The 14,363-nt window shown below is 56.1% G+C and carries 10 protein-coding genes; 8 read left to right on the forward strand and 2 right to left on the reverse strand.

Annotated elements, in window-relative coordinates:
* Positions 1-234 precede the first annotated feature (234 nt).
* Positions 235-1,821 carry a 2-isopropylmalate synthase gene (locus Abci_RS10255; protein WP_048839169.1) on the reverse strand — a complete coding sequence of 529 codons (1,587 nt, stop codon included), beginning with the start codon at positions 1,819-1,821 and terminating at the stop codon, positions 235-237.
* Positions 1,822-2,159: 338 nt separating this feature from the next.
* Complete coding sequence (locus tag Abci_RS10260) at positions 2,160-3,206, reverse strand: COX15/CtaA family protein (RefSeq protein WP_146806824.1); 1,047 nt, start codon at positions 3,204-3,206, stop codon at positions 2,160-2,162.
* Between the two features lie 57 nt (positions 3,207-3,263).
* On the opposite strand from Abci_RS10260, the gene Abci_RS10265 reads away from it, so the two are divergent.
* The 8 genes from Abci_RS10265 (at position 3,264) to Abci_RS10300 (ending at position 14,355) form a co-directional block, all read left to right on the forward strand.
* Complete coding sequence (locus Abci_RS10265) at positions 3,264-4,031, forward strand: TVP38/TMEM64 family protein (RefSeq protein WP_244877645.1); 768 nt, start codon at positions 3,264-3,266, stop codon at positions 4,029-4,031.
* Positions 4,032-4,156: 125 nt separating this feature from the next.
* The gene (locus tag Abci_RS10270; RefSeq protein WP_048839172.1) at positions 4,157-5,425 is read left to right on the forward strand and encodes a multidrug effflux MFS transporter; all 1,269 of its coding nucleotides are present in this window, start codon (positions 4,157-4,159) and stop codon (positions 5,423-5,425) included.
* A gap of 121 nt (positions 5,426-5,546) precedes the next feature.
* Complete coding sequence (locus Abci_RS10275) at positions 5,547-7,781, forward strand: ATP-binding protein (protein ID WP_048839035.1); 2,235 nt, start codon at positions 5,547-5,549, stop codon at positions 7,779-7,781.
* Between the two features lie 168 nt (positions 7,782-7,949).
* Positions 7,950-8,483: an adenine phosphoribosyltransferase gene (locus tag Abci_RS10280; protein WP_048839036.1), complete on the forward strand. Its 534-nt coding sequence runs from the start codon at positions 7,950-7,952 to the stop codon at positions 8,481-8,483.
* A gap of 145 nt (positions 8,484-8,628) precedes the next feature.
* Positions 8,629-10,884 (forward strand): FUSC family protein, encoded by a 2,256-nt coding sequence (locus tag Abci_RS10285; protein ID WP_048839037.1) that lies wholly within the window; start codon positions 8,629-8,631, stop codon positions 10,882-10,884.
* Between the two features lie 158 nt (positions 10,885-11,042).
* Positions 11,043-12,041, forward strand: coding sequence for a quinolinate synthase NadA (gene nadA / locus Abci_RS10290; RefSeq protein WP_048839038.1), 999 nt, complete (start codon positions 11,043-11,045; stop codon positions 12,039-12,041).
* 16 nt (positions 12,042-12,057) lie between these two features.
* A complete protein-coding gene (gene nadC, locus Abci_RS10295; protein WP_048839039.1) occupies positions 12,058-12,915 on the forward strand; it encodes a carboxylating nicotinate-nucleotide diphosphorylase in 858 nt (285 codons plus the stop codon).
* A 108-nt stretch (positions 12,916-13,023) separates the two neighbouring features.
* Positions 13,024-14,355 (forward strand): glycerate kinase type-2 family protein, encoded by a 1,332-nt coding sequence (locus tag Abci_RS10300; RefSeq protein ID WP_048839040.1) that lies wholly within the window; start codon positions 13,024-13,026, stop codon positions 14,353-14,355.
* Positions 14,356-14,363 lie beyond the last annotated feature (8 nt).

Genomic DNA, 14,363 nt, shown 5'->3' on the forward strand with positions numbered 1-14,363 from the left:
CCAGGACTCCTGGCTTGAGAGAAAGGCGGCACAGTACGATCAGGCCAAGCGCAAGCCAAACAGGACGTAACTTGGGTCGATCGTGTTGGTGTATGTGGGGCAGGCATTAACGACCCGCAACCTGCGGCACAAGACCTTTCCTCAACAAACAGGGCGGAAAGATGGCAGCCTGCCCAGTTTAGGCTCCAAAGGCGCGGCAGAATGATACCACGCCCTTTGGAGGGTAAGCGGGAATTAAGCCGTCAGGGCTTCTGGTTCCGCACGGTCACGCTTGACCAGCAGCTTGTTGAGGGCATGCACATAAGCGCGCACGGCGGACACCACAGTGTCAGCATCCGCGCCCTGACCATCAACAAGTTTGCCTTCTTCTTCCAACCGCACGGTTGTGAGGGCCTGTGCATCCGTCCCTTCGGTCACAGCACCAACGGAGAACAGGGCCAGACGGGCTTCATGCGGGAAGGCAACGCGCAGGGCATTAAAGGCGGCATCGACCGGGCCATTGCCGGAAGACTGGGCTGCAACCGTCTTGCCATCAACCTGCAAGGCCAGTTCCACCTCAGACGGTTTGCCGGAGCGGGAAGACAGGCTGAGGCTTTCAAAGCGAATACGGTCGTGGTCGCGCACTTCATCATCGACCAGCGCGACAATGTCTTCGTCGTACACAACCTTTTTGCGGTCAGCCAGATCCTTGAAGCGGGAGAAGGCATCATTCAGCTTGCTGTCTTCCAGCTCGCCATAACCCAGTGCTTTCAGCTTGTCGCGGAAGGCGGCACGGCCGGAATGTTTGCCCATGACCAGAGAAGACCGGCTCCAGCCTACGCTTTCCGGTGTCATGATCTCATAGGTCGCGGCGTTTTTCAGCACACCATCCTGATGGATACCGCTTTCATGGGCAAAAGCATTGCGGCCCACAATGGCTTTGTTGGGCTGAACGTCAAAGCTGGTGATAGTCGCCAGCATGCGGGACACTTTCAGCAGGCTGGGTGTGTGAATGCCGGTGGTGAAGGGGTACTGGTCATGGCGGGTACGGATGGCCATGACAATTTCTTCCAGAGCGGCATTGCCTGCGCGTTCGCCAATACCGTTGATGGTACATTCAATCTGGCGGGCCCCGCCGCGGACGGATGCCAGCGTGTTGGCAACGCCCAGCCCCAGATCGTTATGATTATGTGCGGAGAAAATAACTTTCTCTGCTCCAGGTACGCGCTCCAGCAGCATGGCAAAAATCCGTTCCATGTCTTCTGGTGTGGCATAGCCTACCGTATCGGGAATATTGATGGTGTTGGCACCAGCCTTGATGGCGGCCTCAACACACCGGCACAGGAAGTCCGGGTCTGTGCGGGAGCCATCTTCGGCAGACCATTCCACGTCATCAGTCAGGTTGCGGGCTGCCGTGTTGCCAGTCGTAATCAGGTCCAGAACGGTCTCTGGCTCCATCCGCAGTTTGTATTTCATGTGCAGCGGGGAGGTGGAAATGAAGTTGTGGATTCGCTTGCGTTCAGCCGAGGCCAGAGCTTCACCCGCAGCAATAATATCTTTCGGTCCACCAGTACGGGCCAGAGCGCAGATAACAGCCCCTTTTGTGTTACGGGCAATCTGGCTGACGGATTCAAAATCGCCCTTGGAGGCTACGGGAAAACCAGCCTCAATAACGTCCACACCCAGCGCGGCCAGGGCTTCTGCCATGCGCAGCTTTTCAGCAAGGTTCATGGAGAAGCCGGGGGACTGCTCCCCGTCACGCAGGGTGGTGTCAAAAATAATGACCCGATCTGCGCTCATCTGACCAAAGGAAGGATGGGTAATGGTATGGGTGGCTGACATGAAAGGACTGTCCTTGGAATCTGTCTTGTCTGGTTTCAGCATGCGGTGACGCACGCCCTGCTCCCGCACGAATGCGAAAAATCAACTTCATTCATCCCCTAAGCGCGACAGCACGAGGCCGCCTCGATCGCTCAGGGGCAGATTAGTCGAAGGAGGAGGAGGGGAAGACGCAGGCTCACGCCGCCCGCCTGCGCCGTAACGGCGCCGTGCGGTAGGTCTGACGTGAACAGAACGGAGGTCATACACGGCACCATACAGGCTCAAACCGTAAAAGCAACCGCAGAAAAAGCAGAGCCGCCTGCAAAAAACGGCTCAATCCTTGCGCGGTTGTTCTGCTTTTAGCGGGCGGAAGCACCCCGCAGGCCATGCAGCACATACAACATGACACCCAGCAGGACCGCAGCAAAGGTCTGGTGCACCGTACCCGCCCAGACGGGAACGACCAGCAAGAGAGTGGTGACACCCAGTGCGTACTGAATGGCAACAGCCCACCCCAGCGCCATCAGGGCACTATGGGCACGGCTACCCGGTGCAAAGTTTTTCAGGCCCACCAGCAGAATGCCGCCGATGGTCAGAGCCGTCAGGGTGGCCAGAAGGCGGTGGTCAAACTGAACAGCCGCCTTGTTTGCAACCCAGTTCAGCCAGAGTGGAGTCAGGTTGGCATAGTCTGTCGGGACCAGATGCCCGTCCATAAGCGGGAAGGTATTGTAAACAAAACCGGCGTGCGTGCCTGCGGTAAAGCCGCCCGCTATGATGGTCAGGCAGATAAGAGCTGTGCCAAGCCACACCAGCTTTTTGGTCAGACGTGCGCCAGCCGAGGCAACGCTGGGCTGTGGTTCTGGCCAACGGATGGAAAAAGCGGTCCACAACACGGCGCTGTAGAGAATGAGCGCGGCACTTAGGTGTAGGACCAACCGCACAGGTTCTACTGCCGTGCTGTCCGGCCGAAAGCCGGATGCCACCATGAACCAGCCGATGGCGCCCTGAAGCCCACCCAGAATAAAGAACAGGAACAGCCGGAGGGCGAGGCCACGCGTAATCATGCCGCGAATGGTAAACCAGATAAGCGGCACAATGAGCACAAGGCCCATCAGACGCCCCCAGAAGCGGTGAATCCATTCAGCCCAGAAAATTTTCTGGAATCCTTCCAGCCCAAAGCCTTCATGCTGCAAATGATACTGCGGAATAGTCTGGTACAGGGCAAACAGGCGCTCCCACTCAGCGTGGGACAAGGGGGGGATAAACCCGCTGACCGGCTGCCAGTCCATAATGGACAGCCCGGAGCCTGTCAGGCGCGTAATGCCCCCAATGGCAATCATGCCCAGCAGCATGAAGCATAGAACGAAGAGCCAGTTTGAAATCAGACGGCGATGGTGGGGCGCCATGTCAGCATGGCGTGCAGGAGAGGAGGACATGGCAGCCTTTGCAAGGTGAGACATCGTGTGCTGAAGGCTTTAAACCCTGCTTGCGGCCTGCGGCAAGAAGATGCTAGCGCCGCCAGTATGGAACCTGCCCCGCCTTCTTCACCTGTTGCGCCGCCACGGCCTGTAACGCGCTTTCTGCGGCCTGTGCTCATGCTAGGTTTTCTGGTGGGGGGAGCGCTCCTGCTGCGGCATATTCCAGGCCTTAGGCATGTGCTGGACAGTACGGACCTGTTGCGTGCAGGGCTAAAGGGCCGGGCGCTGTTTGTGGCGGGGGCGGCTGTATGGTGTGCCTTCGGGCTGCCGCGTCAGGTTGCTGGTTTTGCCGCCGGGTTGGCTTACGGTTTGTGGGAGGGGACGGCACTGATTACCCTAGCCTCTACTGCCGGATGTGTTGCCGGGTTCTACTGGGCCAGATGGGGCGGCCGAGACTGGGCCAGAACCAAGCTGGGGACTCGTTTTGCCCGTATGGATGCCATGCTGACAAAACAGCCCTTCCTGAGCATTCTTACCTTACGCTTGCTCCCTGTTGGGTCTGCTTTGCTGCTCAATATTCTGGGCGGTGTATCGGGTATGCGGTTGCTTCCTTTTGTGGGAGGAACCGTTCTGGGCGGGTTGCCGCAGAATCTGGTGGCCGTTCTGCTGGGGTCGGGTGTGCGCCTGAATGCTGTGTGGCAAACCGTGCTGGGCGGAGGGCTGTTCCTTGTCTCAGCTTTGTTTGGTATGTGGTTATGGCGGCGTTCCACTATGGTCAGTTTGTTGCCGCAGACGGAAGAAAGCAAAAAATAAACGTCTCACTGTCGCCACTTAATACTGTCAGAATACGCCTTGAATGAAGGCATGTTCTGATTATCTCTGCGTATTACTACAGCATCCCTGCTTTTTTCTGACATTGACCTGTTTTGGAGCGCCTTATGGCTTCTGCCTCTGTCTCTCGAGACTCTGCTGCACAAGCAATCCCTTCTGAGCGTGCAATCCCCGGTTGGGTGCCCCTGCTGCTTGGTTTTCTGACAGCTGTTGGCCCAATTTCAACAGACATCTACCTCCCGGCCTTTCCCGCCATGGAGCAGAGTTTCCAGACGGATGCAGGCAATGTGCAGATGACATTGTCCATCTGGTTTATAGGGCTTGCGTTGGGGCAATTAACGGTTGGCCCCCTGTCTGACCGTTTTGGGCGGCGTGGGCCCATGCTGGCGGGCAATTTCATTTATGCGGTGGCGTCAGCGGTCTGTGCCTTTGCACCCGATATTCTGACATTTTCCATCGCCCGCTTTGTAGCGTCCATTGGGGCATCTGCCAGTCTGGTTGTGCCAACCGCCTGCGTGCGGGACATGGTGCCAGACCGCAATGCCGGGGCCAAAATGCTCTCACGGCTGGTGATGGTGATGGGTGTTGTGCCTATTCTGGCCCCCATGTTGGGGGGGATGGTTGTCGCAGTTGTGTCATGGCGGGTTATTTTCTGGGCATCGGCTGTGTATGGCGCGTTGTGTGTTGGTCTGGTGTGGTTCCTGTTGCCGGAAACGCTCCCGCTTCAGAAGCGTGTGAGCCTGTCCCCCTTCACGCTGATTGCCCGTTATACAACACTTCTGAAAGACCGGGCATTTTCATCTCATGCGCTGGTGACCGGCTTTTCCACTTTCATGCAGTTCAGTTACCTGACGGCTGCTGCCTTTGTGTTCATCAAGATGTTCCACTTCTCCCCTCTGCATTTTTCCATGCTGTTCGGGGTGTTCTCGGTGTTCATGATCGGGGCATCGCAGATTAACGGTTTGCTGGTGGGGCGTATTGATTCCACCCGCCTGCTTACAGGTGCCGTGCTCGTGTCCATGCTGGGTGGGATTTTGCTTGTGGCTCTGGTTGTCTGGGGCAAATGGTATGCTGGCCCCGCATGGCAGCAGCATCAGGTCTGGTTCATTATCGCCGCCATGCTGTTAACGCTGGCCCCTACCGGCATTATTTTCCCTAATGCCATGATGGGAGCGTTAGCAGATCACCCAAGCCTTGCAGGGGCTGCCGCAGCACTGGCAGGCACCATGCAATATGTTCTGGGTGCGCTGGCAGGGTTTACGTTGGGGCAATTTGCAACAACGTCTGCATTGCCCATGGCGGGGTGCATGTTGTTCGGGACCATAATGATGTTCGTTATGTGCCAGTTCAGGCCCAAAAGTGCTGCAACCGCATAATTCCGCGCTCTTCAAATAGCCGATCAGAAAAAGCATTATGCGTCACGAAGGCTTGACGGATACGGTCAGGACTGCACAGTCCTGACTTTTCGCGTGGCGGTTAAGGGAGCTTGTACACCGCATGGCACGGCACCCGGCAAGAAGAGCCCATATACTCGCCTTGATTGGCGCAGGCCTGCTTATTGTGACGTTTGGCACAATGGGCATAGAGCTTGGCAATGAAATGGCCCGCCATGGTGACATGGACAGGCAAAGCACCGCCGCAGGCAGTTACCTGCGAGCCCTGCATCATGCCACCAGTCAGGCGCGTATTTGCCATTATGCGTGGGAAGCCAAAAAACAGCCTAGCGATGCTGCCTGTTATAGCCATGCCGTTACCCAGATTGGGGATGCACAATCCGGCTTTGATGCCTTTAAGGCAGTGCACCAGCGGGAAGGCTCCAACCGTGCAGAGCCCCTGAAGGCCATTGAGCAGGAACTGGCCCGCATCGCATCCTGGAAAAAGGAGGCCGCGGCCATCCCCGCCAATGGGGAGGCGGTACTGGCCACGCTGGATGAAAACCTGTCCGTTCTCAGCCGTGTCAGTACGCTTGATCAGGCAGACCGTGTGGCCAACATGCTGCGTAATACCGGCTGGCAGCGCAGGTTGGCGCTCCTGGGTATTTTGACGGGTGTGCTCAGTCTTATCGCTTCCGGCTGGGTGTTGGACCGGTCCTCCCTCGCCGCAGTACGTGCTGAAACATCGTCCCGTGATCTGGCGCTGCGTTTGCGTGCCACGTTGGACAGCCTCAGCCTTGGTGTGGCGGTTTTTGGGGCAGATGGCCGCCTGTGGCACTGGAACGAAAAACTGGGCACAGTGCTGGGTTTGGAGAAAGATTTTCTCAAATTCGGCCTGCCTTACGATGAACTGAGTGGCGTGTTGGTCGTGGGGGGCGTTCCCCTTCTTGAGCCGTTTGAACATATTGAGGAAAGCCTTGCGCTCGGCAAAGCTGTGCCGCCGGTTGTGGCTGAGTGTAAAGGCCCCAATGGGGCGGACCTCGAACTCTGCCGAACCCTGTTTTTTGCGCCGGATGGTGCCGCAGGCCAGAGAGGCTTTGTGTTGACCGCAGCGGATATTAGCATGCGGTTGCGGAGCGAACGTGCGTTGGGTGAAGCCCAGAAGCTGCGTGCCCTCGGTCAGTTGACCGCCGGCATTGCGCACGACTTCAAAAACCTGCTGACCGTTATTCTGGGTAATCTGGAACTGGCAGCGGATTACGATCAACCTGAACATGTAGAGCAGCGTCAGGAATATCTGTCTGCGGCAACACATGCAGGCAGACGGTCGGAAGCCCTGACGGGCCAGCTTCTTTCCTTCATGCGGCGTGAAAGAAGTACCCCGGATTCGCTGTCCCTTTCGGACCTCTTTTCGTTCTTGAACGGGTTGCTGGGGCGTATTATCGGGTCGCGTATTGAGGTCACGTGCCTTGATGCAACAGGGGTATGGACTGTGCGGGCGGATGCCGCCCAGCTTGAAAGTGCGGTGCTTAATCTGGCCATTAATGCGCGGGATGCCATGCCAAAGGGCGGCAGGCTGCGTATTGAGGCCCATAACATAACCTTCCCCGTTAACGCAGACCTTATGAGCCTGCCGGTTGAGGGTGGGCGGAACCGTCGTGTCGTGTCAGACATCATGCCCTTGCCTGCCGGGGACTGGGTGCGGCTGGATGTGATTGATAGCGGCAGTGGCATGACAGAGGATGTGTTGAATCATCTGTTTGAACCTTTCTTCACCACCAAGGCAGAAGGGGCAGGCACCGGGCTGGGTATGGCCATGGTCATGGCGTTTGCACAACAGATGCGCGGGCGTGTGATGGTGGCAACGGGTATGGGGCAGGGCACATCCGTATCTCTCTGGTTACCGCGTGCCACGGCAGAGGTGCAGGATGCTGCGCTGACATTGCCAAAACTTCCCGCCGCCAGCACAGAACCCCGGCAGCTTCAGGTGTTGGTGGTGGAAGATGATGCCGCTATTCGAGATATTGTCGTGACCATTCTGGGCATGGCGGGCCATCGTGTGCTGGATGCGGCAGATGGTGAGCAGGCTTTTGATGTGGCCGCCGCTGCCGGAGGGCAGATTGACCTTCTGGTAACAGATGTAAACCTGCCCGGCCCACTGGATGGCCTGACCTTATCCCGTGTTCTGTCAGACCGTTATCGGTCCATGGCCATTGTGTATATGTCCGGTGACCTGACGCCTGAAACCGTGTCACTGCCCGGTGCGGTAGAAGGCGCACGCCTGCTGGCCAAACCTTTCCGGCGGGACGGGTTGATGCAGGCGGTCACAACCGCCCTTGGCGCACGGGCCCGCGTGTAGCGTCAGGGTGGGTTTCTCTTGCTTAAAGGGTGTTGCACGGGCTAGAGCGTGTGCCGACCTTGCAGCAGCCGGTTATGGCTGTGGGCTGTACGCAATATTATTTTAAGGAAAACTGCGGGACTATCAGGCTCTTTCCGCAGCTTTCAGACAGGAAGGAAAAGACCGAACATGACGACGCACGAAGAGATTGATCTGAAGCGTTATATTCGGAATATTCCGGATTTTCCCAAACCCGGTATCCTGTTTTACGATATCTCCACCCTTCTGCGTGATGCTGATGCCTGGCAGCTTGCTATGGGGCGTGTGGCCCGGCAGGTTGCGCCTTGGCAGCCGGATATTCTGGCGGCAGTGGAATCCCGCGGTTTTCTGACGGCAGCACCCCTTGCAGACCGTCTGGGCTGTGGCCTGCTGATGATGCGTAAACCGGGCAAACTGCCGGGTGAGACAATCTCCCATACCTATGACCTGGAATATGGTAGCGATACCCTCCAGATTCAGGCTGATGCGGTTAAGCCCGGCCAGCGCGTTGTGGTCATGGATGATCTGCTGGCAACAGGCGGCACTCTGGCGGCATCTGTTGCACTTCTGCGCAAAGCGGGGGCCAACGTTGTTGGGGCCTCTCTGCTTGTTGAACTGACAGGTCTTGGTGGGCGCAACAAACTGGACGTGCCCGTAAAAAGCCTGCTCTCTTACGAAGACTAATCGTCTGTTCTGCTTCGTATTGTGCTGTGAAAGTCTGATCTAGGCAGAAAGCACATACGAGGTGTGAGTACAGTTTTACGCTGGCATGGGGTATGTAAAACCCCATGCGACAGGCACAGACTCCCCTTTTATCAAGACAGGTTGCATGAGGCGCGCGGTGCTCTCTGCACACCAGTTTTATCTGGCTTTGGCGGAGATGGTCCGGCAAACGCTGCTGGGAGAAGGGCCGCCACGCAAACTTGACCATTTACGCTGGTTATTTGCGCCAGACTTATTGTCCTTTGGGTATGCGCTCCGTACAACTATTTCGTCCCTCATAGCGCTTGGTATTGCGTTATGGTGGGAGCTTGGCAGCCCGCAATGGGCGGCGCTGACAGTCTGGATGGTTGCGCAGGGCACGCGCGGGAAGTCCATTGCCAAGGCGCGTTGGCATATGTTCGGCATGGTGGTGGGCACTGTATGCGCCATTATGCTGGTCGCATGTATGCCGCAAGCGCCGCTGCTGTATGTCTTCAGCCTTGCTGTGGGCATAGGGGCCTTTTGTTTCATAGGCACGCTTCTGCCCGGCCCTGCCGCCATGACCAATTACCGTATTCACGGGATGCGGGCCTCAGGTTTTACTTATGCCATTATTGCGTTGGATGGCGTGCTAGCGCCCGACCATATTTTCGAAATTGCCATGGCGCGCGCCACCTATATTACGCTGGGTATTGTTGTTGAAACGACCATTTCCTCTCTTTTTCAGTATCGGTTGGAAAACCGGGCAAGGGACCGCCTTGCTACCAATTTTGTACAGGCTCTTGGAGGGGCGACACGCGCCCTGAGCAAACTGCTCCGGGGTGAGCGGCAGGCTGTTGCACATTCCACAGATATTTTTGGCACGATCCTGACACTGAGCGATCAGGTCGAGTTTGCAGAAATTGAAATGGGCCGCCATCAGCATGAAGGCCACCATGCCCGCGCAGCTCTGGCGGCCATGACGGTCCTGATGTCTCGCGGGTTGGAGTTGGCGGCCTTATTGGCTGTGCCCAACAGTCAGGGCGGTCATTACCGCCAAACGGCTGAACAGGTGAGCAACTTTTTACAAACACTGCCCCAGCGCCTAAAGGGGCAGTTGCCTATTCAGCCAGTGTTGGCAGAACTGTCCCTGCAACGGGCAACCTGCCGCGAACTAGCAGCAACCTGCTTGCAGGAAGAAATGGTCGCGGCCACGCACCCCCCAGTTGATCTGCCGCTTGAGCGCCAGTTGTCGCGCGAGGGGCAGATTCTACACAAACTGAGTGAAATGCTGGATGAACTTTCTCTGGCACTGCAACAGTTTGAAATGAGCCGCAACCCTCAGCCGCATGACCATTTCCATTACGGCATGCAGACATATCGTGACTGGCGCATGGCCTTTACCAACAGCCTGCGTGCTTCGGTCACTATTTTCTGTGCCGGGCTGATCTGGGTTGTCACCGCGTGGCCGGACGGGCTGACCTTCATGATGTTTGTGTCCATCGTGTGCGCCCTGTTCTCAACGCTTGAACAACCGGCACTGGCAACGCAGGCCTTTTTGCACGGCACCATATGCGCCATAGGCATGGGCGCGCTGCTGGACCTATGGGTGATTGCCCAGCCCACAACTTACGAAATGCTGGCACTCTGTCTGGCTGTTCCCATGTTGATAGGGGGGCTGGCTTTTGCGTACCTGCCCCTTATTCTGGGGGCTGTGGCCTATAATCTTTTCCTGCCCATCCTGATAGGCCCTATTAATCAGGGGCGGATGGATGAGATCATGTATTTCAACACAGCCTTGCCGCTCCTGCTGGCCATGGTTTTTGCCATGTGGATGTACCGTGTTTTTCTACCGTTTGACCCGGATGGTTTGCGGTGGGACATGCGGATGGACATTCTCCACTGGCTGCGCAGGCTGGCCACATGGCGCACACCACCATTGCCATCCGAGGTTGTGGGACGCGGCGTTGATAATTTTGTGCGCCTGTCTTCCATGTCCAGCAACAAGGGATCTTTTGTTCTGGAACGCTATTTAAGCGGCGTGCTGGCTAGCATGACCATCGGGCTGAATGTCCTGCGCCTGCGCGATATTCTGGCACGGGGTGTCCTGCCTGCGGGGGCGCACAGAGCCACACAGGACATGATGAACCGTATGCAGCGTTTTTCTGGCCGATATGGTGGCCAATATGGGCGCACGGCACGAGCAACGCATCTGGCTGTCAGCTATCTTGTGGACTGTGAGCAGACGGAAACAAACCTGTCTGTCCGGCTGGAAATGCTGCGTGCTCTGGCCTGCCTGCGGGTTATTGAGACAGAGCTTGCGCAGAATCAGGCCTTTTTTGATGCCTCGACACCATATCTTGATAAGGCTTTTCCCAAGCCGGACCTGACAGAGAAACACTGAAAAATCATTTTTCTCATTATTTTATAGAGTGTTTTTCAAGACTGTTGAGTGATGCGTCTGGTTAAAAGAAACTCATCCACACGGTGTATGGTGGCTTTCGGGAAAAGGGTGCCGTAAAATCAAGGTCTTGGTTTTGACCCGTGTGGCTGGAAAAATAGATGCGCCAGGTTTCTGACTCGTCCCTGTATCATGACAAGGCAAACGCGCTTTATGAGCGTGTGAAGCATGTTGTGCCCGCTATGGAGTGGGCGACTTTTGTGGATGATATTGCAGCTATTCTGGAACTGAAGGAAAAACGGAACGCCGTTATTCTGGCGCATAATTACCAGACACCAGAAATTTTCCACTGCGTTGCAGATATTACTGGTGACTCACTCGCACTGGCGCGCAAGGCCCAGACCGTGCAAGCCGATGTTATGGTGATGGCTGGTGTTGAGTTCATGGCCGAAACGTCCAAACTGCTTAACCCTTCCAAAATGGTATTGCTCCCGTCTCAGGAGGCCGGGTGTTCTCTGGCCGAGTCCATCACAGCGGATGATGTCAGGCTGATGCGGCAGAGATACCCCGGTGTGCCTGTCGTTACTTACGTCAACACCTCGGCTGCGGTAAAAGCTGAAAGCGATATTTGCTGTACGTCAGGCAACGCCCGTCAGGTCATAGAAAGTCTGGGTGTTGAGGAAGTGATTATGATTCCGGATGAGTTTCTGGCGCAGAATGTTGCCAGGGAAACCGGGGTCAAGGTCATTACCTGGAAAGGCCATTGTGAAGTGCATGAGCGCTTTATACCTCAAGAAATCAGGGAATGGCGTAAGGCTTTTCCGGATATTGTGGTGCTGGCTCACCCAGAATGCCCACCAGAGGTCGTGGCTGAGGCTGATTTTGCAGGCTCCACTGCCGGGATGTCTGACTTTGTTGCATCCGGCAAAGCGGCACGCGTCCTTCTGGTGACGGAGTGCTCCATGAGCGACAATCTGGCAGTTGAGCATCCGGAAGTGGAGTTTGTACGCCCCTGCAACCTGTGCCCGCATATGAAGCGTATTACCCTTCCGGCTATCCGGCAGACGCTGGAAGCAATGTCCGGGCAGGTGGAGGTTGATGCAGCCATAGCAGACCGTGCCCGGCAGTCTATTGAGCGCATGTTGGCTGTAAAAGTTTAAATCAGGAGTCTTTCCCATGGTGCCCTCCCTGCCAGATATCATGCTGGAACCACTGGTAAGAACCGGTTTGCTGGAAGACCTTGGCCGTGGGGGAGACCTTACGACCAATGCGTTGATTGGCCCGCAGGAAAGGGTTCGTGTTGCTGTACGCAGCAGGCAGGCCGGGGTGCTGGCGGGGCTTGATCTGGTGCGTTTGTCTTTTCACCTCATTGACCCTGCGGTGCGGTTTGAACGCCTGATGCAGGAAGGGGCAAGCGTTGCTCCGCACGATGTTGTGGCCATAGCAGAAGGACCAGCCAGCTCCATCCTGACGGGCGAGAGAGTGGGGCTAAATTTTCTATCTCATCTAAGTGGCATTGCGTCAGCAACGGCGGCCATGGTGCGTTCCGTACAGGGCAGTGGTGCGCAAATTTGCTGCACACGCAAAACTCTTCCGGGTATGAGAGCCCTTCAAAAATACGCCGTCAAAGCTGGTGGCGGAGCAAGCCACCGCATGGGGCTGGATGATGCCATCCTCATCAAGGACAACCATATTGCGCTGGCGGGTAGTGTTGCCGGTGCCGTGGCGAAAGCGCGCGCCTATGCAGGCCATATGGTGAAAATAGAAGTGGAGGTAGATACCGTTGAGCAACTGCAAGAACTGTTGCAGGCTGATCGGGTCGATGCCGTTCTGCTGGACAATATGTCCCTGCAGGATCTGAAAACCTGTGTCAGCATGGTGCAGGGCGCTATGGTGGTTGAGGCATCCGGTGGCATTACCCCGCAAACGGCTCCCGCCATTGCTCAAACAGGGGTGGACCTGCTGTCTGTCGGCTGGCTGACGCACTCTGTGACAGCGCTTGATTTTGGGCTTGATTTTGAAAAGGCGCTTTAGGTTTCCTTGGTGGAAGAAAGAGCCATCAACAATCTTTGAACAGACTTTTGTATAGCTCTTATGCAAGGGTGGCGGGTCTATAAAACACAACAATAAGAGTGGCTTTCCATGCGGGTTTCCCAACAGGATAAAGTGTCAGACTTTACCAATACGGCACCGGAGGCGTGGTCTGACCAACAGGTTCGGGCTTTTTTACGCAGTCTGTTTGATGCCGCTATAGCCAGTGCCCAACCATCCCGCATTTTAGCCAAAGCCCTGCCGGAAAAGCCCAAAGGCCGCTGCATTGTGGTGGGAGCGGGCAAAGCGTCTGCCGCCATGGCCGCAGCACTGGAAGAGGCATGGCCCGACGTTGCGCTGGAAGGCGTTGTGGTGACGCGGGATGGGCACGCAGTGCCTACGCAGCATATTACCATTCTTGAGGCGTCTCACCCCGTGCCAGATGCCCGGAGTGCACAGGCTGGTCAGGCCGTGCTCAACGCAGTGAGCGGCCTTGGGGAAGAAGATTTGGTGATAGCGCTTATTTCTGGGGGCGGGTCATCTCTTCTTACCTTGCCCGTGACAGGCATGACGCTGGAAGATAAAATTTGCATTGGTCAGGAACTTTTGCGTTCTGGCGCAACAATTTCAGAAATGAACACCGTACGCAGGCATTTGTCTGCCATTAAGGGTGGCCGTTTGGCACAAGCCGCATTCCCTGCGCGTGTTGTCACGTTTGTCATGAGTGACGTGCCGGGTGATGACCCCGCAGTTATTGCCAGTGGCCCAACAGTTTCCTCCCCCACTACGGCGGAGGATGCACTGGCTATTCTGGAAAAATACGACATCACTGTGCCGGAAAGTGCCAAAGACTATTTGCGGCAGCAGAAAAAAGCATCAGAGAAACAGGCTGCCACGCACCCGGACAATAGTGTGCATATGATAGCAACCCCTTATCTGGCCCTTCAGGCAGCTGCACGTGCTGCCGGAAAAGCTGGGGTAAGAACCCTCGTTTTAGGGGATGCGCTGGAAGGCGAAAGCCGTGTAGCGGGCACTGTTTTGTCGGGTATTGCCCTGTCCGCCAAACAGCATCAGGTGCCTGTTAAAGGGCCTGCGGTTTTGCTCAGTGGGGGGGAAACCACAGTAACAATCCAGAAAGGCGAAAAACCCGGCAAAGGAGGCCGCAATACCGAATTCTTGCTGTCCTGTGCGTTAGCTTTGCGAGAAGCGGAAGGAATTTGGGTTCTGGCGGGGGATAGTGATGGCATTGACGGCACAGAAGACGCAGCGGGCGCTCTTGTAACCCCCACCACCTTGAAGCGTGGACAAAAGTCAGGTCTCAACGCAGAAAAATTCTTAAAAAATCATGATAGCTATAGTTATTTTGAGGCTTTGAAGGATCTGATTATCATGGGTCCAACACTGGTCAACGTGAATGATATTCGCCTGATTTTTATACAATAAGGCAAGTC

The organism is Acetobacter cibinongensis, from assembly GCF_000963925.1.
Classification (GTDB): domain Bacteria; phylum Pseudomonadota; class Alphaproteobacteria; order Acetobacterales; family Acetobacteraceae; genus Acetobacter; species Acetobacter cibinongensis.

What these genes read in the sequence shown, in the direction of transcription:
- Abci_RS10255 (WP_048839169.1), bottom strand. Translation starts at nt 1,821, where the DNA reads ATGTCAGCCACCCATACCATTACCCATCCTTCCTTTGGTCAGATGAGC.
- Abci_RS10260 (WP_146806824.1), bottom strand. Translation starts at nt 3,206, where the DNA reads ATGGCGCCCCACCATCGCCGTCTGATTTCAAACTGGCTCTTCGTTCTA.
- Abci_RS10270 (WP_048839172.1), top strand. Translation starts at nt 4,157, where the DNA reads ATGGCTTCTGCCTCTGTCTCTCGAGACTCTGCTGCACAAGCAATCCCT.
- Abci_RS10275 (WP_048839035.1), top strand. Translation starts at nt 5,547, where the DNA reads ATGGCACGGCACCCGGCAAGAAGAGCCCATATACTCGCCTTGATTGGC.
- Abci_RS10280 (WP_048839036.1), top strand. Translation starts at nt 7,950, where the DNA reads ATGACGACGCACGAAGAGATTGATCTGAAGCGTTATATTCGGAATATT.
- Abci_RS10285 (WP_048839037.1), top strand. Translation starts at nt 8,629, where the DNA reads ATGAGGCGCGCGGTGCTCTCTGCACACCAGTTTTATCTGGCTTTGGCG.
- nadA (WP_048839038.1), top strand. Translation starts at nt 11,043, where the DNA reads ATGCGCCAGGTTTCTGACTCGTCCCTGTATCATGACAAGGCAAACGCG.
- nadC (WP_048839039.1), top strand. Translation starts at nt 12,058, where the DNA reads ATGGTGCCCTCCCTGCCAGATATCATGCTGGAACCACTGGTAAGAACC.
- Abci_RS10300 (WP_048839040.1), top strand. Translation starts at nt 13,024, where the DNA reads ATGCGGGTTTCCCAACAGGATAAAGTGTCAGACTTTACCAATACGGCA.